Source organism: Candidatus Bandiella numerosa, from assembly GCF_029981845.1.
Classification (GTDB): domain Bacteria; phylum Pseudomonadota; class Alphaproteobacteria; order Rickettsiales; family Midichloriaceae; genus Aquirickettsia; species Aquirickettsia numerosa.
This window is the reverse complement of sequence record NZ_CP104164.1, coordinates 850886-877794: the sequence shown is the minus strand read 5'-3', so window position 1 is coordinate 877794 and position 26909 is coordinate 850886. Positions and strand designations below refer to the sequence as shown.

Sequence of the window (26909 nt, the reverse complement as noted above, 5' to 3'; positions counted from 1 at the left end):
ATTGCAGCTGGTCAACTTATAACACTACTGCTATAAAATCAAAAAATTATAATTTTGTAAATAGAAATAAGCACTTGATAAAAATAAATAATATAGATACTATCTCTAATTACTATTTAGCGAGGTGGGATACAATGTTAGATTCAATGAATCATACTTTTGTAAAAGCAAAAAGTGGATTAGGAAAAATACCGTGCTATAACGTTGATCCAGACGATGATGTGATAGTATTAGTTGATAAGTCTAAGGATGTTGTGGAAGAAAAATTGTTGAAGTATGGTGGTTTATTGATTAGAGGTGCAGGTATGAGATCATTATCTGAATTCAGCAAACTGTCTAATATTATATCTCCAAACCTATTTGATTATGTTAACAGGTCTACACCTAGAACAAAATTAGGAGGTAAAATATACACCTCGACTGAGTATCCTGCTGAAAAAGCTATTACATTTCATAATGAAAATGCATATACGAATAAATGGCCTAATAAAGTAATGTTTTTTTGCATTATACCTTCAGAGACAGGGGGTGAAACTGCTATAGCTGATAGTAGATACGTACTGCAAAATATAGATAAAGAAATTATCGATATTTTTGAAAAGAAAAAAATTTTATACAAAAGAAACTATAGTAGATATATAGATTTAAGCTGGAGAGAAGTATTTCAAACAGAAGATAAAAGCGAAGTGGAAGAGTATTGCAAAAATAATGGAATAAATTTTCAATGGAGAGAAGATGATACAGTAGACTTAACTACTAAACAAGTGTGCCAAGCAACTTTAGAGCATCCAAAAACAAAAGAAAAGGTATGGTTTAATCAAGCTCACTTGTTTAATGTATGTACTATAAAAGCGGAAGACATAGAGAGTATAGTGAAATTAGTAGGGAAGGAAAATCTGCCTAGAAATTCATATTTTGGGGATGGTACGGAGATCCCAAGAGATTATATCAAGCATATATTGGATGCATATGAAAAAGAAAGAATAGAGTTTCCGTGGAGGAAGGGTGATATAATGATCTTAGATAATGTACTAATGACACATTCTAGGAATCCTTACACTGGCAAAAGAAAAGTCGTAGTGTCGATGGGTGAATAAGCAAGTATGTGTGTAATAAATGAAAACTATAATAACTTAACAAATCTATATTATTTGGTAATAGTGAAAGGCCTTCTTAATAATACATGTATATCTTGATCATTGAGCTACTTTTATAGTGCTTTAACTATAAATCAAAAAATAAGCATAGTCATATTATGTCAAGGATACTACTTGATTTATAAAATTTGTTTTGATAGGATTACGTAGTGGTATGGCTGGTGCCTATTCAGAAGAAGTCATAGTATTTGTGAGATGGTGATTATGTTATTACGTGAACCTAGAGTTTCTTCTTATTTTCACATTTGTATATAGAAAATTAGCAGACAACATTTCCGTATACTTATTTGTCTACTTCAGGGTGTATTACTTATGCGTAATGTAATTTCATAAAGGATGAATAAAAAAATAATTGACTTAAGAAGTGATACAGTTACAAAGCCATGTAAGCATATGTATGCTGCAATAAATAAGGCTAGTAGTGATGATGTATTTTTAGATGATGATACTAGTACGAAAACACTGGAAGAAAAATGTGCTGAGTTGTTTGGTTTTGAGGATTGTATGTTTGTCGTTTCAGGTACTATGGCTAATCAGATAGCAGTTAAAGTCCATACTAAGCCAGGAGAATGCGTTGTTACAGATTATAGCTATCATGTGAATTATTATGAAGCGGCTGGCATAGCATCGATTACTGCTACACAACTTCATACTATTAAAACATCAGATGGTTTGATATCAGTACAAGATTTAAGTAGTTTATTGAGTGACAGAAATAATTCAAAATACAACAATAATTTAAAATTATTATGTTTGGAAAATACTATTAATTACCATGGAGGTAAAATTTTTCCAATAAAGAAATTACACGAGGTTTCAAAATTTGCACATAAATCAGGATTCGCTGTACATTTAGATGGAGCAAGGATTTTTAATTCCATAGTAGAAGAAGGTATAAAAGCAGATTCTTATGCAGCAGTTGTTGACAGCATGATGTTAACCTTTACTAAGGGTTTGGGAGCGCCATTTGGTGCTATATTGCTAGGGAAGAATAATTTTATTAATGAAGCAAGAAAATATAATAAATGGTATGGGGGTGGTATGCATCAATCTGGTCTGATGGCAGAATGTGCGTTATATGCTATAGAAAATAATATTGGCACGATTAAAGAAGACAACAGTAAAGCCAAAATGTTAGCAAATTTGCTACATAAAACAGAAATACATGGGATAACGTTATCGAAAGTAGAAACAAATATTATTATGATAGATTTTTCGAAGATTAAGCTGCCAGCAGAAATATTTATTAATAACCTCCTGTCTAAAAATATAAAACTCTACTTATGGTCTAAATACGTTGCAAGGGTGGTAATGCATAAGGATGTAGATTTACAAGACATAGATTTTATAGCAGAAGAAATATCTTATGAAATGAAATACGTATTGAAACTTAGCCAAAAGCATATGTGAAAATACTTGTAAAATTTTTAATCATGTATTAGCTTTGAAGAGAGGGTGGTTATATCCTTTAGATTGTGCGTATAAGATGCCGTTTCAATGATGGTTGGTTGTGATACAGCTGCAGAACTCATTTTGATATGTATATTATATGTAGATATATAATATTTGTGGATCTGAAGTTTAATACAACAATAACTTAGTGCATATTGGGAATGGTAAATAAAAGTAAAATTATAAAGGAAATTTTTAATAGTTTATTTGATTGTGCGCCTAAGATTAGAAAAAAAATCTTTTTTAGTATTTTTTTATTTTTTTTAATTGCTTTATTAAATCTATCAATGCCTTGGGTATTCAGATATATTGTAGAAATTTTAGCTGATAATAAATTTCAACCATATATAATCATAATACTAATAGGATATGGTTTAATTTGGCTTTTAAGTAATATTTTATTTAAAATTCGTGAATTTGTAAGTTGTGAACCTTTCGAAAAAGCAATAAGTAATTTTGATTTAAAGGTATTTAGATCTTTAATTCATTTGCCATTAGATGTTTATCATGAGCATCATACTGGTGGTGTTATGAATGCTATTGAAATGTCTCAGCGTTCAATTGCTTATATATTGTATGGAATGTTTTTTTCAATAATACCAGTAGCGTTTGAGCTACTCGTAACTATAATAATTATTGGGTGCTCTTATGGTTTCAGTTATACATTTTTATTGATGACTTTCCCTTGGTTATATATTGCGTATAGTTGGTCAACAATGAAATATATATTAAAGAAGCAAAAAGACAGTTCCACATCTGCACGCAAATTTGCTTCATATGTCAATGATATGTTATCAAATATTGATGGTATTCATTATCAATTTGCACAAAGTTTAGCCGTTGCTAAATTTAAGAAAATATCCTTTTTTAGAGAATATTCAGCAACCCAAAAATTTGAATTATCTGCTTTGCTAGGAATAGGGCAAAACTTAATTGCAGGGATTTGTTTATTGGTAATGATGTTAGTCATAGGAATCAATGTTCAAAAGGGTGTCATGGATATTGGAGATTTCGTGCTTTTTACAACATTCTTAATACAATTGATTACACCACTAAATTTGCTATGTAATATGGGTAGAGAGGTCCTTGATGGATTAACTAAGATGGAAAATATTATGGATATTGTAGAACCAAATTTGCAAATTTTAAATGAGATAGATGGAAATATAGAGGAGATAGATGATTTTGATTTAAGTTTTAAAAATGTCAGTTTTAATTTTAATGATCAATCTAAAAAGGTCTTAAATAATGTTAATTTTAGGATACTTTTTAACAAGACTACGGCTATTGTAGGAGAAAATGGTGCGGGAAAATCTACTATCGCTAAATTAATATTTAGGATTTTAGAGCCATCAAAAGGCAGTGTTTTTATTGGTAATTACAATATTAAGGATTTAAAATACACTTTCCTTAGAGATATTATTGTTATAGTTCCACAAAATATTTTTATTTTAGATGATAGCGTTTCTGAGAATTTATTATTTGGTAATGATTTTAAGACATCAGATAGTGAATTTATCAAAATTATGTCATCTATTGGGGTGGAGGGTTTTGTTAATTTACTGCCTAAAGGTTATGAAACTAAATTAGGAGAAAATGGTGTGAAAATTTCTGGAGGACAAAAGCAATTAATTGGTATTGCTAGAGTCTTATTAAAAAAACCAAAAATAATAATATTTGATGAAGCAACATCTGCTTTAGATAAAAATATAGAAAAAAAAGTTTTTGCCTATTTAAATAGTCTAAGCAATATTACTAAAATCATAATAACTCATGATTATAATAATTTGGAAATGATGGATGAAATTTTATACCTTTCAAATGGTAATTTAATTAGACAAGGTAAGCATTTCGATCTTTTATCATCTTGCAAAGGATACAGAAAATTATTTGAAAGAGGGAGCTAAAATTGTACAGTTATAATATATTAAATATGCTCTGTAGTTCTAAAATTGCTAACATGGGAGGTTTTGAAAAAGAAATTAATATACTAAATCATACTTTGGTAACATCTTTAGCAAAAGAAATTGTTTTAATAAGTAAGGGGGAGTGGTGAAAAAAATTTTTATTGGCAAAGATTATGATAAAAATTAAAAACAAATATTATATTATAGGTTCTACGGGTCTTGTTAAAACCTGTTTTAAATTATTAAAACAAAAAGGATTTGAGGCCTTAGGCATAATATCATATGATTTAAAATTGCAAAAGTGGGCTAAACAACAAAATGTTAAGTATATCAAATCTATTGAAGAGCTTAATGATGTAGCAGATTTTGATTATTTATTCAGTGTGGCAAACCCCTATATTTTACCAGGTTGGTTGCTTAAGAAGGTGAATAAATACGCAATAAATTATCATGACGGGCCACTTCCTAAATATGCTGGGACCTATGCAACCTCATGGGCTATACTAAATAATGAAAAAGAACATGGAGTGACATGGCATATAATTAATGAAAAGGTAGATTTAGGTGAAATCCTAGAACAGGTTACTTTCGGAATTGATAACAACGAAACTACACTAACTTTAAATTTAAAATGTTTTCAAGCAGCTATCGTTTCTTTTAAAAAATTATTAATAGCTCTTATCAGAGGAAATATTAGTAGAAAAAAGCAAAATATCACAGAGCGTACTTTTTATTATAAAAATCAAAAGCCAAAAGGAGCAGGTGTTATTAATTGGAAGATGCCAATTTTAGATATAGATAGACTTGCCAGATCTTTGTATTTTGGTAAATATGAAAATAATTTTACTTATTTAAAGATCATACTTGCGAGAAAAATTTATTATCCTGAAAAAATAAGTATAAAAAGAGGAACTTATTCAAAGTATGAGGCGGGTCAAATTTTGGATTATAGTGATAAAAAAATAGAAATAGCTGCTATAGAAGGATCTGTTATCATAGAAAAATTATATGACATAAGTGGTAAAGTGGTTTCAATTATTGATGTAATTGAAAAAAACTCATTGCGTATAGGTAGTCAATTAAATTCATTATCTTTAAAGCACTCAGAAGATTTATCGAATTATCTAAAAAAATCATCTAAAGAAATGTTGTATTGGGATTTTGATATATCTAATATAAAAAAAATTAATTTGCCATGGAAGCTGGGTAAATATAATTCGGAGATTTTAGAGATTCCAAGTGAATTGTTGAAGTCTAAAAAGCTTAAAATAGATGTGGAGGACTATTTATTAGCCTTAGTGATTCTATATTTTTCAAAATATTTACAACAAAAAGAGTTATCAGTTAATCTGATTAATAACAATTATAGTTCTGTACTTCTTTGTAATAGTTATCCTCTGAACTTTAATTTTAAAGGCATTAATTCTTTCGAGAAAGCTACCTCTTATATTATAGAAAAAATTAATTTAACTCAAAAAAGAATACCATATTCGACAGATATAGCTTTTAAAAATAACTTCGATGCTAAAAGTATGCCTATTTCTATATCTAAAGAAAAAGTCTTACCTTTTAATGATATTGAGCATCATGCGTTTCATATAACTACAAATAAAAATAAAATAACTTTTCAATGCAATTTAGAAGTAGCAAACCTTTTTTCTTTATATAATTTCCTAAAAAACATTGAATCCTTCATAATTAATACCATAAAAAGAGAATCTGCAAATATTAGAGAAATCCCTTTGATTAGCAGTATTGAACGGGAAAAAATAACAAAAATTAATAGGGCAGATAAAGATTACACTAGATCTAGCAGCATAGAAGAGTTGTTTAAAGAGCAGGTATTAAAATCACCAGATAGTTTAGGGGTAGTAAGCGAGGCAGTTCAAATAAGTTATGAGGAATTAAATAGAAGGAGCAATAAAATAGGAAAATATTTAAGGGAAGAGTTTGGAGTGAGGAGAGAAGTGAGTGTAGGGTTATGTATAGAAAGGAGTGAACATATTGTATTGGGGATATTAGGAGTATTGAAAGCAGGAGGATGTTATGTACCAATGGAGGCAAGTTATCCAGAAGAAAGAATAAGGTACATAGTAGAAGATGCAGAATGTAAGGTGATATTAAGTAATGAGAAGAATGTAGAGAAAATAAGTAAGATGGTAGGGAATAAGATAGAGGTAATAGGAATAGACAGTGAAGAGTTTAGAGGAGAGATAGAAAAATATGAAGGAGAAGATATTAAAGTAGAAAGAGGAAGAGAGGATCTAGTATATATAATATATACATCAGGAACGACTGGGAAGCCAAAGGGAGTGGGAGTAAGTCAAGGTGGAGTGGTAAATTATTTAAATAATGTGATTGAATACGGTGGATGGAGTGGAAATGGAAGAATAGATTTGTCAACAACTCTAGCATTTGATTTAACTGTAACAACAAGCCTAGCAGCTTTAATTGGAGGAATGAACGTAGTAGTTTATCAAGGTAGAGTTGACGATCTAGAGAAATATAAAAATCATTTAAAGAGAGAAAGAATAGAAATAGCAAAGTTAGTACCAAGTTACGCAAGTTTAATAGCAGAAGGAGAATTATACTTAAAAGAAATAATATTAGGTGGTGAAAAATTACCAATAGAATTGATAAATGCTCTGAAATCAGTAGGTGTAAAGCGAGTGATAGATGAATACGGTCCTACAGAAGCAGTAGTAGGAGTATATAGTAAGGAAGTTGGAGAAAGGCTGTATATATACAAGAACAAGCAAATATATATATTAAATGAAGATATAAACGTATTACCGATAGGAGCGATAGGAGAGATATGTATAGGAGGGGAAGGATTAGCGAGAGGATATCTAAATAGACCAGGGTTAACAGCAGAGAAGTTTATAGCAAATCCATTTGTAACAGAAGAAGATATAAAGAGAGGATATAGTAGGCTATATAAGACAGGAGATTTAGGAAGATATTTAAGTGATGGAAATATAGAATATATAGGAAGGAATGATGAGCAGGTGAAGATCAGGGGATATAGGATAGAGCTTGGAGAGATAGAAAGTGTATTGCAGAGTTATGAAGGGATTAGGCAGAGTGTAGTGGTAGCAAAGGAAAGAGAAGGAGGAGATAAGTATATAGCAGGATATTATGTAAGTGAGAAAGAGTTAGATGAAGAAAAAATAGAGAGATATTTAAGGGATAAGTTACCAGAATATATGATACCAAGTAAGTTAAAGAGGATAGAAGAGATACCAGTTACAGTCAATGGAAAGATAGATAAGAAAGGATTGCCAGAAGTAGATTTTATAGATGAGGTGAATTATGTAGAACCAAGGAATGAGATAGAGAGGAGGATGTGTGAGATATGGGGTGAGGTATTAGGGATAGATAAGGTAGGAATAAAAGACGACTTCTTTAAATTAGGTGGTGATAGTATAATTAGTATTCAGTTAGTGAATAGGTTAAGACAGAGATTTGCTTTAAATATTACTGTTAATGATATATTTGAATTTAGGGATATAGAAAGAATTTGGAAAGAAGTAAGACAAAGAAATAAAGCTACAGATATAAAAGCAGAATCAGGAAGGCTGAGAGGAAATGTAACTCTTTCGCCAATACAAGAATGGTTTTTTAAAGGCAACTATAAAAATATAGGGCATTGGAATCAGTCCTTTATGTTAAGAGTTCCAGAACTAGATATAAAGATATTAGAAAAATCTATATATAAACTAGTATGTTATCACGATAGCTTTAGATTAAGATATAGAAGGAATGCAAAAGGTATGTATCAACAATACTATAGTGTTGAAAAGGAGAAAATAAAGAAAGTAGAAAAATTAAACATCAAAAGTATAGCAGGTAAAGAGGAAGAAAAAATTTGGCTTCAGGAATTAGACTTAATATTAACAAGGTGGCAAAGTGATTTTAATATAGAAATAGGCCCATTGTATAAAGTAGGTTATATATATGGTTATGAAGATGGAAGCGCTAGACTATTTTTTGCTATGCATCATTTGATAGTAGACACTGTAAGCTGGCGAATAATATCAGAAGACCTTCAAAATTTATATGAAGGAAGGGATTTAGGAAAAAAAGGTACTAGCTATAGACAATGGACTGAGCAGTTAACTTTATATAAACAAAAAAACGAACATGAATATAGGTATTGGGAAAAAGCTCTGTTTGATTATCAAAGTGCTAGGCTACTTAAATTGCAGTATGAAAATAGTCGAGTAGAACATGATATAATAGAGATAACTAAAGAAGATACAAAAAAGTTAATAAGAGAGAGTAATAAAGCCTATAACACAGAAATAAATGATTTGTTGTTAACGAGCCTTGCTATTGCATTAGAAGAAATAACTGGAGAAAATATAAATCATATAGTACTAGAAGGGCATGGGAGAGAAGAGATATTTGAGAAAATAGATATAAGAAGATGTATAGGCTGGTTTACGGTATTATATCCAGTAAAGCTCATGCTATCTGATGACCTAGAAAAGACAATTGTAGATATGAAGGAAAATATAAGGCAGATACCAAATAGAGGCTTAGGTTACGGTATAATAAAAGGTTACGACAGAGATAAGTTACCCAAAATATGGTTTAATTATTTAGGGCAGTTTAATAAAAAAACTATTGAATGGTCTGTAGTAAATGAAAACGCAGGGCAGGCAATAGGAAAAGGAAATATAGAAGATAACATAATAAATGTTACTGGATTAGTAATAGGAGGTAAATTAAGATTAGAAATAATCAGTAAGTTAGGAAAAGAAAAAACTCAGAAGTTATCTAAAGCATTGCATAAAAATCTATTAAAAGTGATAGATTATACCACAAAAAAAACTAGGTGTTATTTGACAGTAAGTGATGTGAGCAATATCACATCTGCTGAAGAATTAGGCAGGTTGCAGCATCTTAGTGAGATTGTAGGGGTTTATAAAGCCAACAGTTTGCAACAAGGTTTCATACATCATGCTGTAATGCAGGGAGATTCAGATGAAGCATATAAAATGCATATAATATGGGATTATAAAAATAATATAGAAATAGAAAAACTAAAAGAAGCCTGGGAATGCGCACAAAAAAAATACGCATCATTAAGATTGAGATTTGATTGGAAAGAAGACTTGTTACAGGTAATAGAAAAGGATGCAAAGTTAGATTGGAGCTATATTGATTTGAGCCAAAAAGTTAACAAAGAATTAATAGTGCAAAAAATAGAAGAAGATGAGACGAAAAAAGGTTATAGTTTAGACGAAGCGAAATTATTTAGAATACATATTATTAAGCTAGAAAAGGAATTATACAGATGTATATTTTCCAATCATCATGCTATTTTAGATGGTTGGAGTGGAGTAATTTTAAAAGAATATGTTCATGAAACTTATCTAAAAAAGATAAAGGGTGAGAAAATACAGGTGATAGAAGATAGAAATTACGAAGAGGTCCAAAAATATATACAAAAAAATTTAAAGAAGGACGAGGAATTTTGGCATCAATATATATCAAGAATAGAGCAGAGAACTAACATATTAGCTTTGTTTAAAAATGATTATGGAGAAGAAAATTATCACTATATAAAAAAATATAAAGAAAAAAATCTAATAATATCAGGAGATTTATACAATAATATAAAAAAGTATAATCAAGAAAAAGGAGTCACGATTAATGCCATGCTTCAATATGTTTGGCATAAGATTTTAAGTGTATACGGAGCAAGTAAGCAAACTGTAGTTGGGACTGTTATATCAGGGAGAGAAAAGCATATCATAGGTATAGAAAAGGGAGTAGGTTTATATATTAATACATTGCCATTATTAGTTGAGCATAGATCTGAAAGCACTGAAAAAGCAATAAAGACTATTCAGCGAGATATAAATTTAATCACTACTAAAAGTGGAGTGAATTTAGCTAAAATACAAAAAAGAGGAGAAAGATTATTTGAAACAGTATTTGCATATGAGAATTATCCTAAATCAAAGGAGAAAGACGGAAGTTTAATCATAGAGATCAAAAAGGTAATAGAGAAATTAGATTATCCTTTAGGAATACTTGTGTATGAGGAAGAAGGTGCGATACTTGTTAAAATAAAATATGCAGGAGAGTTAATAGAAAATAAGTTAGTTAGAAACATTATGAATATGATAGAATCTTTTTTAATACAAATTTCAGGAAGGGTAGATCATACAACTGAACTAAAATTCTTGCATTACACAGAAGAAGAAGAAATAAAAAGTCTAAATGTTACAAATACTGGCTATTATCGTGGCTTAACAGTAGATCGTTTATTTGAAGAGCAGATTTTACGTACACCTGACAGAATAGCGGTATCATACATTGATCAAAATATTTCATATCGTGAGCTTAATAGTATATCTAATAGGCTAGCAAGATATCTTAAATCAATAGTAGAGCAAAACAAAGAACAAACGGTAGTTGCTATTTTAGTTGAAAGATCTATAGATATGGTTATTTCGATGATTGCATGTATAAAGGCTGCCATGGCTTATTTGCCAATAGATGTTGATTATCCAATAGAAAGAATTCATCATATGCTACGTGATTCTAAGGCATCGATCACAATTACAAAATCAAAACATAAAGCTAATATACCAAATATAGGTAAAATAGTATTTATTGAAGAGGCTGTTTTGCCAGATAATGATAGCAATTTAACTCTTTCAAAGTTAGGTGATCTAATATATCTCTTATATACTTCAGGCAGTACAGGGTTACCTAAGGGATCTGATTTAATGCATGCTGGGGTATCAAATCTATTGAGCTGGTATAAAAAACAATTTGAAATTGATAAAAAAGATAAGATTATCATTTTTACAGCATTTGGGTTTGATTTAACTCAGAAAAATATTTTAGGTGGACTAATATCAGGATCCCAAATTAATTTATTTGATGATATAAAATTTGATTCTAAAGCAATAGTTTATTTTTTAAAAAAGAATAATATAACTTTTTTTAATTGTCCTCCTAGTGCCTTTTATTCAGTAATTGAAAATTTAGATAAAAGAGAGAAAGAGCTACCTACTCTTAGGATGGTATTGTTAGGTGGGGAGGGCATAAAAGTACAACTGTTAAAAGATTTTGTATTTAATAATAAAAATTGTAAAATTGTAAATACTTATGGGCCAACAGAATGCTCAGATTTATCTTTAACTCATATATTAGATAGTAAGGAGATTGCAAATAATAGCATCATTCCTTTGGGAAGAAACGTTGGTAATGTGAAGATATATATATTGGATGAACACTTAAATCAGGTCCCTATTGGTGTTATGGGAGAGGTTTATATAGGAGGAATAGGTTTAGCAAGAGGTTATTGGAACAAACCATCTTTAACAGCCGAGAAATTTATAGCAAATCCTTTTTATAATGGTAATAAGAATGAGTTTTTTAGTTGTGATTCAAGAATATATAGGATTGGTGATATAGCTAAGTATTTAGCAGATGGTAATATTGAATATATTGGAAGAGTGGATCATCAAGTCAAATTAAGAGGGTATCGTATAGAGCTAGGAGAAATCGAAGCTGTAATAACAAGTATAGATAATATAGATCAGTGTATAGTTGTTTTAAGAGAGGATGAGCTAAATTTAAAAAAGTTAGTTGCTTATGTGTTATTAAGCAAAGAAATCAGTAATTTCAAAGTGGATAAAAGCGACATTATTAATTCTATACGTAAAAATTGTGAGAAAAATTTGCCCGAATACATGCGACCTAAACAAATCATGATAATAGATTATTTACCTTTGACATCAAATGGTAAAATAGATAGGTCAAATTTACCTAAACCAGAGGGTAGGGAAGGTATTGAAGAATATGAAGAGCCCATAACCAAAATGGAAAAATTGCAAGCAGAAATATGGTCTAGCATATTGGGGATAAAAAAAATTGGTAGATCAGATAATTTCTTTAACTTAGGGGGAGACTCTATCATTTCTTTAAGAGTTGTTGGTGCATTAAAACAAAAGGGTTATAAACTAAAAATACATAGTATTTTTGCCTATAAAACTATTAAAGATATTGCGCAACATATAATAGATGAAGCAGATGTAAATTCAAAATACAAACATTTTTCATTGATTTCAGATGAAAATAAGAGAAGCTTTGAGCTTGAAGAAAATAGTATCTCAGATATCTATCCAGCAAGCTCATTGCAAAAAGGAATGCTGATAGAGTCAATATTTGATAAATACTCATATCATGATGTTGTATCATATCTTATAAAGATACCTTTTGACTATAAAAAGTTCATCGGTTGTTGGGAGAGGATTGTTACAAAGCACTCAATGCTTAGGAGTAATTTTGTTGAAGATATTGAGAATGGTTATTTATTGATAGAGAACAAGTCAATTAGTTTGAAGTCTAAAATAAAAATAGTCGAAGGATGCAGTACTAAATCAATTATAGATAAAGAGCTTGATAAAGGCATTGATTATAAAATGCCTGGTGTATTTAGATTGGTTATAAATACGGTAGCAAGGAATGATGGTTTTTCTTTAGTGATATCATTTCATCATGCAATAATGGATGGCTGGAGTTTGGCATCATTAATTTTAGAATTTGTTGATATGTATGGCGATTCTGAAATATCTATAAATTATAATAGTTCTATTTCGTACGCTGAATTTGTTCAAGAAGAGCTTTTAAATATGAATAAGAAAAGTCTTTATAATTTATGGTTTAAGTTATTAGAAGGATATAAAAATAACATAAATCGAGTTGTGAAACATATTCAACATAGCACGAAATTAATTGAAAAGGTTGGTGCTAAATTAAGTAAAAATAATTCTACTAAGATTATTTCTTATGCAAAAACTTCAGGTTTTTCAGTAGATACAGTTTTTTTATCTGCTTATTTTTATGCTTTGTTTCGAGTTTTTGGATTTAATGACATACTAATAGGTACGGTAGTTAATAATAGACTTGAAGTGCCAGGTGGAGATGAACAAATAGGGCTTTTTCTCAATACTATACCATTCAGATACAAGTTTAAAAAGGGAGGAGATATTACGAGTGATTATTTAAATAATCAAATAAATAATATCAAAACAGAGCTTTTGAAAATAAAGCAATATCCTTTTATGAAGCTGAAAAGCGATTTTAAAATGATAGAAAATTTAATTTTTAGCTTTAATTATGTGCACTTTCACATCTTAGATAGAAATGAAAAATTCCATATAGAGGAATTTTATGAAAAAACAAATATTCCGTGCGTTTTTACAGTATCAAGAAAATGCGATAAGTTTTCTTTTTCTTTAGATATGCATGATGGTTATTTTTCAAAAATCATAATTCAGAGCATATTAAACTATATTCAATTATATCTTGGTAATTTAATAGGCAAAGATATTTTCTTGCCTATTAAATTACATAAGGATGATGCAAAAATTAACATATGGAACAAGACAGAGTGGAGGGAAGGGAGAGAAGGAAGTATATTAGAGAGATTTGAGGAGGAAGTGAAGAAGTCAGGGGATAGAATAGCATTAGTAAGAGAAGGAGTACAGATAAGTTATGAGGAGTTAAATAGAAGGAGCAATAAAATAGGAAAATATTTAAGGGAAGAGTTTGGAGTTAGGAGAGAAGTAAAGGTAGGGTTATGTATAGAAAGGAGTGAATATACGGTATTGTCGATATTAGGAGTATTAAAGGCAGGAGGATGTTATGTACCAATGGAGGCAAGTTATCCAGAAGAAAGGATAAGGTATATAGTAGAAGATGCAGAATGTAAGGTAATATTAAGTAATGAGAAGAATGTAGAGAAGATAAGGAAAATGGTAGAGAATAAGGTAGAGGTAATAGAAATAGACAGTGAAGAGTTTAAAAGAGAGATAGAAAAATATGAAGGAGAAGATATAAAGCTAGAAAGAGGAGGAAAGGATCTAGCATATATAATATATACATCAGGAACTACAGGAAAACCGAAGGGAGTGGGAGTAAGTCAAGGTGGAGTGGTAAATCGTATAAAATGGATGAACAAGGAATATCCATTAAGAAAGAAAGATAAAATAATGCAAAAAACATCATATACATTTGATGTATCAGTATGGGAATTATTATGGGCACATTGGTATGGCGGGAGTATAGTGATTGCTAAGGAAGGAGAGCAAAGAGATGTAGATTATATAAAAGAATTAAGTAGAAAAGAGCAAATAACAATAATGCATTTTGTGCCAACAATGTTAAATAGCTATTTAGAAGGTGTAGATAAAGGATATAGGGATAATGTGAAATATATATTTAGTAGTGGAGAAGAGCTGAAGATTTCAACAGTAAAAGAGATTCATGAAAAGTTAAAAAGAGTGGAGGTACATAATTTATATGGACCAACAGAAGCAACAATAGATGTGCTGCATTATAGTTATATAGATAAAAATATAGAAAAAGTGTTAATAGGCAAGCCGATATCAAATACAAAAGTGTATATATTATCAAAAGAAGAAGAGTTATCACCGATAGGAGCGATAGGAGAGATATGTATAGGAGGGGAAGGATTAGCGAGAGGATATCTAAATAGACCAGGGTTAACAGCAGAGAAGTTTATAGCAAATCCATTTGCAACAGAGGAAGATATAAAGAGAGGATATAGTAGGCTATATAAGACAGGAGATTTAGGAAGATATTTAAGTGATGGAAATATAGAGTATATAGGAAGGAATGATGAGCAGGTGAAGATCAGGGGGTATAGGATAGAGCTTGTAGAGATAGAGAGTGTCTTGCAGAGTTATGAAGGAGTTAGGCAGAGTGTAGTGGTAGCAAAGGAAAGAGAAGGAGGAGATAAGTATATAGTAGGATATTATGTAAGTGAGAAAGAGTTAGATGAAGAAGAAATAGAGAGATATTTAGGAGATAAGTTACCAGAATATATGATACCAAGTAAGTTAAAGAGGATAGAAGAGATACCAGTTACAGTCAATGGAAAGATAGATAAGAAAGGATTGCCAGAAGTAGATTTTATAGATGAGGTGAATTATGTAGAACCAAGGAATGAGATAGAGAGAAAGATGTGTGAAATATGGAGTGAGGTATTAGGGATAGATAGGGTAGGAATAAAAGACGACTTCTTTAGATTGGGAGGACATTCTCTACTAGCAACAAGGTTGATTAATAGAATAAATACCGAATACTCAAAAAAAATTCATGTAGGGAAGATTTTCGAATATAAAAACATAGAAAAATTTTCAATATTATTATCAAAGTTATTTGATAATAATATAAAAGGTCAAACATTTAAATTTAGAAAATAGAAAAATGGTGTGTGTATGTCTTCTGTTTCAATAATAAAATTTATATATAAGCTTTATTTTCAAGGAATTAAAATATGGGCAGATAGCAATGAAATATCTGTTTTTGTACCTGATAGAATAACATTAAGTGATAAGGATAAAAAATTTTTTAATAATCATATTGATGAAATTTTAAAATGCTTGAAGGAAAATAATATATCCAGTAAAGAAGACCAAATTACAATATTAAAGACAAATAAAGAAAAAGCTGTTCTATCTTTTTCACAAGAAAGAATGAAGTTTATTAATGAATATGAAAAAAATATTGCAGCGTATAATATACCGATCATCTATAGGCTTGGAGAGAATATTGATTTATCAATATTAGAGAAAAGTATTCAAACTATTGTAGAGAGACATTCAATTTTACGTACTGTTATAAGGGAAAATGATAAAGAAGGATATTTTCAAGAAGAGTTAAATTGTCAAAAATTCAATCCTATTATTATTCAATATAATTGTGATGATATTGATTATTTTAAAGAGATTTTAAAAAAAGAAATAGATTATGTTTTTGATATCAGTGAAGAATATGTATTTAAAATATCCTTTTACAATTTGAGCAATAGGTCAGAATACTACATGTTAGTTGTAGTACATCACATTGCTTTTGATTTATGGTCAGCTGATATTTTGAAAGAGGAGCTCGAGGAACTGTATAGATACAATATAGAATTGAAACAAGGGTTAAATCCAGTATTAAAGCTTGTTAGTTTAAATAATTCATATAAAGATTTCGCAATTTGGCAAAGAGCTTATTTATCAGGAGAGAGGCTTGAAAAAAGGCTGAATTTTTGGCAAAAAAGGCTTTCAGGATATGAAAATCTAAATTTATTTACCGATAATGCTAGAAGCAATATTATAGATTATCGAGGAGATCAACTATATTTTAAAATAGATCAAGATTTAGCAGATTCTTTGAGAAAGTTATCTAAGGAATTAGAAATAAGCTTGTTTAGCATATTTTTAACAGCTTTTTATTTATTGCTTAGAACTTTTTCTAATCAAGATGATTTTGTCATAGGTACACCAATTGCTAATAGAGATACTAAGGAATTGGAAGGTATTATTGGATTATTGATAAATACAGTAGTATTGAGATGTATTATTAAAAAAGATGAGAAAATCGAGGACCTTTTAAAAAGAGTAGCAAATGAAATTATTGAAGTGCAGTTATATCAGGATCTTCAATTTGAAAAATTAGTTAGTGAGCTTGAAATAGAAAAAGATTCAAGCAGACATCCTATTTTTCAAGTATTATTCAGTTTTGATAGTTCTTCAAAAGTAAAAAATAAACAAGAAAGTAAAAACTTCTTTCAAGATTGTTCATCAGATTTTTTATTATTTAAATATGCAAAATTTGATTTAACAACTACTGTTATTGATAAAGGTGAGTATATTGAGGGTATTTTTAATTATGCAACCTCTCTTTATAAAAAAAACACCATAAAAAACTTTCTCAACATATATAAGTATATTTTGGGATTATTAGTCAAATTTGTATGTAACCGCAAAAATGCACTGGTAAGAGACATCAATTTTTCTTTCAATCCGTATTTTAGACAATCATTAGGATTCAATAATGAAGTAGAATATAATCATAGTATTCAAAAAACAATAACAGAGAGATTTGAGGAGGAAGTGAAGAAGTCAGGGGATAGAATAGCATTAGTAAGAGAAGGAGTACAGATAAGCTATGAGGAGTTAAATAGAAGGAGCAATAAAATAGGAAAATATTTAAGGGAAGAGTTTGGAGTTAGGAGAGAAGTAAAGGTAGGGTTATGTATAGAAAGGAGTGAATATACGGTATTGTCGATATTAGGAGTATTAAAGGCAGGAGGATGTTATGTACCAATGGAGGCAAGTTATCCAGAAGAAAGGATAAGGTATATAGTAGAAGATGCAGAATGTAAGGTAATATTAAGTAATGAGAAGAATGTAGAGAAGATAAGGAAGATAGTAGGAAATAAGATAGAAGTAATAGAAATAGACAGTGAAGAGTTTAAAAGAGAGATAGAACAATATGAAGGAGAAGATATAAAAGTAGAAAGAGGAAGAGAGGATCTAGCATACATAATATATACATCAGGAACAACGGGGAAGCCAAAGGGAGTAATGCAGATTCACAACAATATAGCAAGATTGTTTAGTATAACTCAAAAAAAATATAAATTTGACCATAAAGATATATGGGTACTATTCCATTCATATATATTTGACTTCACAGTATGGGAGATATGGGGTTCTTTGTTGTATGGAGGGAAATTAGTAATAGTATCTCAAGAAAAAATCATAGATACAAAGTTATTTTTTAATTTATGTAAAACAGAAGGGGTAACGGTATTAAATCAAACACCAGGAGCATTTTATAATTTTATAAATGAATCAAGAAGTAGGGAAAAGTTATCTAAATTGAGATATGTAATATTTGGAGGAGATGCATTAAATGAGGGGAAATTAAGAGAATGGTTGAATAAGTATCGATATAATAAGCCAAGACTGGTAAATATGTACGGCATAACAGAAACAACAGTGCACGCAACATATAAGGCTATAAAAGAAGAAGATGAAAATAACAATTCTATAGGAAGAAGATTAGGAGATTTAAAGATATATATATTATCAAAAGAAGGAGAGTTATTACCGATAGAAGCGATAGGAGAGATATGTATAGGAGGGGAAGGATTAGCGAGAGGATATCTAAATAGACCAGGGTTAACAGCAGAGAAGTTTATAGCAAATCCATTTGCAACAGAAGAAGATATAAAGAGAGGATATAGTAGGCTATATAAGACAGGAGATTTAGGAAGATATTTAAGTGATGGAAATATAGAATATATAGGAAGGAATGATGAGCAGGTGAAGATCAGGGGATATAGGATAGAGCTTGGAGAGATAGAAAATGTGTTGCAGAGTTATGAAGGAGTTAGGCAGAGTGTAGTAGTAGCAAAGGAAAGAGAAGGAGGAGGAGGAGATAAGTATATAGTAGGATATTATGTAAGTGAGAAAGAGTTAGATGAAGAAGAAATGGAGAATTATTTGGGGAATAAGTTACCAGAATATATGATGCCGAGTAAGTTGATGAAGATAGGAGAGATAGCACTTACAATAAATGGAAAGATAGATAAGAAAGGATTACCAGAAGTAGATTTTATAGATGAGGTGAATTATGTAGAACCAAGAAATGAGATAGAGAAGAAGATGTGTGAGATATGGGAAGAGGTATTAGGGATAGATAGGGTAGGAATAAAAGATGACTTCTTTAAATTAGGTGGTGATAGTATATTGGTTATCAGATTAGTAGGTTTAACTAATAAGAAGTTAAAGCTAGGTATTAATGTTAAAGATATTTTTATCTCTAAATCTATATATAACCTAAAAAAAACTCTGCAATATGAAAATAATAATACTGTAATCTATCAAAGATTTAGCTTGTTTGATAAAGGCCGTATGAGCAATTTTATCAATAATATTGAGCTTATTGAAGATATTTATCCAACCGGTTCTTTACAAACTGGCATGTTAATTGAATCTAATTTAAATGATAAAGGTGTATACCATGATGTTTTTGGCTATAAGTTAAATTTAAAATTTTCAGAAAAAAAATTCTTAAGTATTTGGAATAAATTAGTTTTAAAGCATGAAATGCTTCGTGCTGCTTTTGTTTTAGTAGATGATAAATTATTAACCCTTATATACAAAAAGATTAAAATTGAGTATTTCAAACAAGAAAAGAAGAATATCGATATAATAATCAAATCTGAAAGTAAAGTTTCATTTAATATTAACAATCCAGGCTTGTTTAGGATAATAGTGAATGATTTAAGTAATCAATTTTACATAATTTTTTCATTTCATCATGCTATTGCTGATGGTTGGAGTATAGCTTCATTGATTAACGAATTTATACAATCGTATAGTTTAGAAATTGATATCAAAGACAACATAAAATTAAGCTATGGAGAATTCATAAAAAATGAGATAGCTTCGATTAATAGTAGGCAAAATCAGCAATTTTGGAAAAAATATTTAGATGGGTTTAATTGTACAAAACTGGAATATAATGGTAAAAAGAGTAAAGGAGATGTTATTATTTATTCAGAGCTTAATTTCGGAAAGGAAATATCTAGATTAATAAATAATATTGTTAAAAAACTTGGAATCACACCAGATCATGTATTTTTATTTACTTACTTAAAAGTATTATCCTATTTCACTAATAACGATGACATAACAATTGGTTTAATAGTTAACAATAGACTAGAAAAAGAAGAGGGAGATAGGTTATTTGGTTTATTTTTAAATACTATCCCTTTTAGATTTAAGATAAGAGATAATGAAAAGCAGAATCAATTTTTTAGGATATTTAATGAAAAAATTAAACTACATCAATATAAATCTTTTCCTTATAGCAAGATAAAATCTTTATTGAAAAAAGATGTTTATCATTTTGCGTTTAATTATATGCATTTTCATGTTTTTGATAATAGTAAAAATGTAATTGAGGAAACAATTGATTTTGAAAGGACGGAAATACCTTTTGTATTAAATATTGCTAGACTTAATGAGGAAACATATGGCGGTAAAATAACTGTAGTAAATAATTATGTTAATAGATCTTTATTAGAGTATTTTTCTTCAATTTATAAAGATTCTTTAAAGCTTTTATTGAGAGATTCAAATTATGAAAATTTATCTGAAGCTCTTTTCAAGATCCAATTAGAAAACTTTAACAAGAGGGAGGGGAGAGAAGGGAAAGAAGGAAGTATATTAGAGAGATTTGAGGAGGGAGTGAAGAAGTCAGGGGATAGAATAGCATTAGTAAGAGAAGGAGTACAAATAAGCTATGATGAATTAAACAAGAGAAGTAATAAAATAGGTAGGTATTTAAGAGAAAAACACGGTGTAATAAGAGAAGTGAGTGTAGGGTTATGTATAGAAAGGAGTGAACATATTGTATTGGGGATATTAGGAGTATTGAAAGCAGGAGGATGTTATATACCAATGGAGGCAAGTTATCCAGAAGAAAGGATAAGGTACATAGTAGAAGATGCAGAGTGTAAGGTAATATTAAGTAATGAGAAGAATGTAGAGAAGATAAGGAAGATAGTAGGAAATAAGATAGAAGTAATAGGAATAGACAGTGAAGAGTTTAGAAGAGAGGTAGAAAAATATAAAGGAGAAGATATAAAGGTAGAAAGAGGAGTAAAGGATCTAGCATATATAATATATACATCTGGAACAACCGGGAAGCCGAAGGGAGTGATGCAGATTCACAACAATGTAGCAAGATTATTTAGTATAACTCAAAAAAAATATAAATTTGACCATAAAGATATATGGGTACTATTTCATTCATATATATTTGACTTCACAGTATGGGAGATATGGGGTTCTTTGTTGTATGGAGGGAAATTAGTAATAGCATCTCAAGAAAAAATCATAGATACAAAGTTATTTTTTAATTTATGTAAAACAGAAGGGATAACGGTATTAAATCAAACACCAGGAGCATTTTATAATTTTATAAATGAATCAAGAAGTAGAGAAAAGTTATCTAAATTAAGATATGTAATATTTGGAGGAGATGCATTAAATCAAGGAAAATTAAGAGAATGGTTGAATAAGTATGGATATAATAAGCCAAGACTGGTAAATATGTACGGCATAACAGAAACAACAGTACACGCAACATATAAGGCGATAAAAGAAGAAGATGAAAATAACAATAACAATTCTATAGGGAGAAGATTAGGAGATTTAAAGATATATATATTATCAAAAGAAGGAGAAGTATTACCAATCGGAGCGATAGGAGAGATATGTATAGGAGGAGAAGGATTAGCAAGAGGATATCTAAATAGGCCAGGGTTAACAGCAGAAAAATTTATAGCAAACCCATTTGCAACAGAAGAAGACATAAAGAGAGGATATAGTAGGTTATATAGGACAGGAGATTTAGGCAGATATTTAAGTGATGGAAATATAGAATATATAGGAAGGAATGATGAGCAAGTGAAGATCAGAGGATATAGAATAGAGCTTGGGGAGATAGAGAATGTGATGCAGAGCTATGAAGGAGTTAGGCAGAGTGTAGTGGTAGCAAAGGAAAGAGAAGGAGGAGGAGATAAGTATATAGTAGGATATTATGTAAGTGAGGAAGAGTTAGATGAAAAAGAAATGGAGAATTATTTGGGGAATAAGTTACCAGAATATATGATGCCGAGTAAGTTGATGAAGATAGGAGAGATAGCACTTACAATAAATGGAAAGATAGATAAGAAAGGATTACCAGAAGTAGATTTTATAGATGAGGTGAATTATGTAGAACCAAGAAATGAGATAGAGAAGAAGATGTGTGAGATATGGGAAGAGGTATTAGGGATAGATAGGGTAGGAATAAAAGATGACTTCTTTAAATTAGGTGGTGATTCATTATTAGCAATTAAAATAATTTCTAAAGTTAAAGATAATTTTGAAACAGAAATAAACTTTAAGGATGTATTTGAATCAAGTCTTTTATCTGATTTGTCAGCAAAAATATCTCTAAGTTATTATAAGAAAGATACATTGCTATCAATATCGCGGATTGATAAAAATCAAGATATATTATTGTCGTATGCCCAACAAAGGTTGTGGTTTTTAGATAAATTAATTGGGGATAATACTTTATATCATGTCCCAATTGCTATTTTATTAAAAGGAAGTATAAACATTATTGCCCTAGAGAAATCATTAAATTTTCTTGTTAGCAGGCATGAATCCTTAAGAACTACTATAGTCAATAAAGAAGGAATAGCATATCAAAATATATTATCGATAAATACTCCGTTCCCTTTGAAGACTATCTTATTAAATGCTAATCAACCAATCAATAAATTGATAAGAGAAGAGCTAGAAAAACCATTTTTATTTTCCCGAGAAATTTTGTGTAGAGGCCTTTTAATAAAACAGGAAAACCTCAAGCATGTATTAATTATTAATTTTCATCATATTATCATTGATGATTGGTCACTTAATATTTTTAAAAAAGAGTTATTTCAATGTTATGCATCTTTTTTAAAAAATGAAGAGCCAAAGTTACCCTTAATAAATGTTCAATATGCAGATTTTTCGGTTTGGCAGCATAAATTTTTAACAGGTGAAGTTATAAAAAAGCAGCTTAAGTACTGGAAAGATAATCTTCACGCCTTGAAGAATTTAGAAATACCAACGGATAAACCTAGACCATTAGAGCAGAGTTTTAAGGGGGCTAGCTATAATCACAAGCTTGAAGATAGTATTTTAAAGAGACTTAAGAAAATAGCAATTACTGAAAACGTTACAGTCTTCACATTCTTAATGACCACATTAAGTACATTTTTAAGTTTAGCATTTAATCAGAAAGATATAATTATTGGTACCCCAATTGCTAATAGAAGGAAGCATGATTTTTCAAATATTATAGGTCTATTTTTAAACACTTTGCCTGTACGAATTTCAATTAATGGTAACCCAAGTTTTAGAGATTTATTATATAAAGTTAAAAATCAGTTATATGATGCTTATGATAATCAAGATATACCATTTGAAAATATAGTAGACCATTTAAATATAAATAGAGATTTAGGACGACATCCTGTCTTTCAGATTATGTTTGTATATCAAAAAAAAGGGAAAGAGAAATTTAATCTAGGCAATCTTGAAGTTTCAGATTATGAATTTTCCTATTATTATAAAGCAAAATTTGAAATTACTTTTACTATTATTGAGACTGCTAACTCTCTAGAAATTGAATTAAATTATTCCACAAGTATTTATAATAGAGATACTATCAAGAAAATAGTCACTGATTATGAGTTAATGTTGAAAGATTTGCTAGAAGATATAAATCAAAGGTTGTCTGATATAGGTATTTATGACAGAGAAAAACAAATTAATATTCAAAAATGGAATGGTAATCAACAAAAATTTAAAAGTGAGAATATTCTCCACAAATTATTTGAGAAACAAGCATTAATAAATTATGACAGAGTTGCGGTAGAATGTAATGGTAGTCAGCTAACTTATGGGATAATATACAATAAATCAAATCAATTAAAGAATATAATTTTATCTAAAGAAATAAATAAAAATAAATTAATAGGCATTTGCTTATTGAAGAATGAAAGAATTTTAATTCCTTTGCTTGCTACTCTAAAAGCAGGTTTTGCTTATGTACCAATAGAGCCTGAATATCCTGATGAAAGAATACAGAGTATTATAGAAGATTCAGGTATAGGATTAGTAATTACTAATAGTAAATATATTAAAAGATTTTCTTTTTTTACTGAAGGGATAATTTGCTTTGAAGATAAAGAGAACATTACTAAATTTTCTGAAGATAATCGCTATCCTATGATATCAGAAGATTCTATATCTTATGTTATTTATACTTCAGGCAGCACAGGAAGGCCAAAAGGTGTAAGTATTAAACATAACAGTGTGGTAAACACTATCAATAGTATCAACACTGAATTTAATTTTTCCAAATCGGATAAAGTATTGTCATTGTCAGGCATAGGTTTTGATTTATCAGTATACGATTATTTTGGAGTTACTGCTGTAGGTGGCACAGTAATATTACCAGATATAGCAAATAACAAAGATCCTTTGTATTGGTTAAATTTGTTGAAAAAACATAATATTACTATATGGAATTCTGTTCCTCAGCTGGCACAGCTGTTGGTTAGTCATTATGAAGATCTTGGATGCACGAGTATTACTAATATGACATACCTCTTGAGTGGAGATAGAATACCTCCTCAATTGCCTGAGCAAATTAAAAATAAATTTCCTAATTCGAATGTTATAAGCTTAGGTGGAGCCACGGAAGGTAGTATTTGGTCGATTTGGTATAATACAAATCATCTACCTCAGAATAATGTGAATATACCTTACGGCGAATCAATGCCTAATCAAAAAATGTATGTTTTAGATAGGTTCGGAAAACATTGCGGAATAGGCGTGATAGGTGAAATATATATTGGAGGAAAGGGAGTAGCATTACACTATTATAATATGCCTAGGAAAACTGCGGAGATGTTTATAGCAAACCCTTTTTATATAAAAAACGATGATAAAAGTAGCAATGAAGGTTCTGGTAGTAGAATATATAAAACAGGAGATTTAGGAAGATATTTAAGTGATGGGAATATTGAGTACATAGGACGAAATGATTTCCAAGTAAAAATAAGGGGCTATAGGGTTGAACTAGGAGAAATAGAAAAAATTATTTCCGATGTAATAGGAGTAAAATATTGCATAGTAATTCTATGGGAAGCTGAATTAAAAAATAAGAAACTAATAGCATATCTACTGCTTGATAATGATGTGAAAAAATTTTCTGAAGAGCGTGTAATAAATGAGGTAAAATATGCTTGCCAAAAATTTTTACCAGAATACATGCAGCCAAATAAATTTACAGTTTTAGAAAAAATTCCTTTAACAGTGAATGGAAAAGTTAATAGAGATATGTTGCCAAAAGCAGAAATAGAAGAAGAATCAGAGGGATATCAAGAGCCTATAGGTGAAATTGAGAAAATTTTAGCAGAAATATGGTCTAGCATATTAGGGGTAAAAAAAATTGGTAGATTAGATAATTTCTTTAATTTGGGGGGAGACTCTATCATAAGTATACAAATGGTCTCAAGAGCTAAAAAAGCTGGTATTTATTTTGACATTAAACAAGTTTTTCATACACCTACTATTGAAGGATTAGCAAGAAATAGTAAAGCGCATGATGTCCAGCAGAGTTTTCAAAAATTTGCTGCTACAGGTAAAGTGAAGTTATTGCCAATACAGAAATGGTTTTTTAAGAATTTCAAAAATTACAATCATTTTAACCAGGCTTTTTGGTTTAAGAGCAAGAGAAAAATAGAGATGGATAAGATGAAAAGTATAATTCAGCAGATCAGAGCAACTCACGAAGCTTTTAGATTAAGATATGAATTTAAATCAGGAGAATGGATGGGATATTACAAAATAAAAGAAAGTGATATCCTTTTTGAAGTAGTTGATGAACATTTATCAGATTATGCATTAAATTCCATTATCACGGAAAGGCAAAAAAGTTTGGATGTGAAAAAAGGCCCAATAGATAGCTTGATATGGGTAGAAGGAAAAGGGTTGCTATGGATAATACATCATTTGATAATAGATGTCGTATCATGGAGAATTTTATTACAAGATGTTAATGATCTTTTTTTAGATAAGGCATTAGAAGAAAAAACTGACCATTATAAATCTTGGAGTGAATATTTAAGTAAATATAATGATTTAGATAGTGTGACTAAATATTATAATAACCTAGGATATCATAATTTGACTTACGATTATAACTCAAATTATGTAGGTGTTAAGCATCAGGAAATTTTATTTTCTAAAGAAATAACTAGGTTATTTTTAGTCGAAGCACACAAAAGCTATAATACGCAGGCTAATGATCTTTTTCTCTTAGCTTTATTATTGAGCATAGGGGATATACAAAAAAAATACAAAATAACAATTATGCTTGAAGGACATGGACGCGATGGTTTGAATAGCAACTTAGATCTTACAAGAACTATTGGTTGGTTTACAACTTTGTTCCCTGTTGAGCTAAAAACAAAAGATGCAAATAATTTATCTGTAGCAATTAAAGATATCAAAGAAATATTAAGACAAATACCTGATCAAGGAATTAGTTATGGCATAGCTAATATGCAAGGAAAGATTAAAGAAAGAAAAGTAGATATACTGTTTAATTATTTGGGGCAATTAGATAACGTTGATGATGAAACAACTTTATTTGCATTTGGCAATTTTCCTGTTGGCGAAACTATTGGTGATAAAGATATAAAGCATGCATTGGAAATTAATGGTCATATTATCTCAAAACAACTTAGATTTACTTGGAATTATACAGGTGGTTTAAGCTCAGAGACTATTAAAAAGATTGCAACTCAATTTGAGAAAAGATTTATTCAAATTATTGAGCATTGCTTAGATCAGAAAGATGTTAACTATACACCGAGTGATTTTAATTCTTCAGATTTGGATCAAGAAGAATTGGATGAAATTTTAGATAATATATAGAG

6 protein-coding genes are annotated in these 26909 nt (G+C 29.6%); all 6 read left to right on the top strand.

Annotated elements, in window-relative coordinates; genetic code table 11:
- Nucleotides 1–134: 134 nt before the first annotated feature.
- The 6 genes from N3Z17_RS04115 to N3Z17_RS04090 all read left to right on the top strand — a co-directional run bounded on the left by N3Z17_RS04115 (nt 135) and on the right by N3Z17_RS04090 (nt 26907).
- Nucleotides 135–1097: a TauD/TfdA family dioxygenase gene (locus N3Z17_RS04115; RefSeq protein ID WP_282471475.1), complete on the top strand. Its 963-nt coding sequence runs from the start codon at nt 135–137 to the stop codon at nt 1095–1097.
- A gap of 396 nt (nt 1098–1493) precedes the next feature.
- Complete coding sequence (locus N3Z17_RS04110; RefSeq protein WP_282471474.1) at nt 1494–2567, top strand: threonine aldolase family protein; 1074 nt, start codon at nt 1494–1496, stop codon at nt 2565–2567.
- A gap of 203 nt (nt 2568–2770) precedes the next feature.
- Nucleotides 2771–4516 (top strand): ABC transporter ATP-binding protein, encoded by a 1746-nt coding sequence (locus N3Z17_RS04105; RefSeq protein WP_282471473.1) that lies wholly within the window; start codon nt 2771–2773, stop codon nt 4514–4516.
- 26 nt (nt 4517–4542) lie between these two features.
- Nucleotides 4543–4665, top strand: a complete 123-nt coding sequence (locus N3Z17_RS04100; RefSeq protein ID WP_282471472.1) for a hypothetical protein — start codon at nt 4543–4545, stop codon at nt 4663–4665.
- A 24-nt stretch (nt 4666–4689) separates the two neighbouring features.
- On the top strand, nt 4690–15774 hold the full coding sequence (locus tag N3Z17_RS04095) for a non-ribosomal peptide synthetase (RefSeq protein WP_282471471.1): 11085 nt from the start codon (nt 4690–4692) through the stop codon (nt 15772–15774).
- A 15-nt stretch (nt 15775–15789) separates the two neighbouring features.
- Entirely contained in the window at nt 15790–26907 is an 11118-nt protein-coding gene (locus N3Z17_RS04090; protein WP_282471470.1) for a non-ribosomal peptide synthetase, read from the top strand.
- Nucleotides 26908–26909 lie beyond the last annotated feature (2 nt).

What these genes read in the sequence shown, in the direction of transcription:
- N3Z17_RS04115 (WP_282471475.1), top strand. Translation starts at nt 135, where the DNA reads ATGTTAGATTCAATGAATCATACTTTTGTAAAAGCAAAAAGTGGATTA.
- N3Z17_RS04105 (WP_282471473.1), top strand. Translation starts at nt 2,771, where the DNA reads ATGGTAAATAAAAGTAAAATTATAAAGGAAATTTTTAATAGTTTATTT.
- N3Z17_RS04110 (WP_282471474.1), top strand. Translation starts at nt 1,494, where the DNA reads ATGAATAAAAAAATAATTGACTTAAGAAGTGATACAGTTACAAAGCCA.
- N3Z17_RS04095 (WP_282471471.1), top strand. Translation starts at nt 4,690, where the DNA reads ATGATAAAAATTAAAAACAAATATTATATTATAGGTTCTACGGGTCTT.
- N3Z17_RS04090 (WP_282471470.1), top strand. Translation starts at nt 15,790, where the DNA reads ATGTCTTCTGTTTCAATAATAAAATTTATATATAAGCTTTATTTTCAA.
- N3Z17_RS04100 (WP_282471472.1), top strand. Translation starts at nt 4,543, where the DNA reads ATGCTCTGTAGTTCTAAAATTGCTAACATGGGAGGTTTTGAAAAAGAA.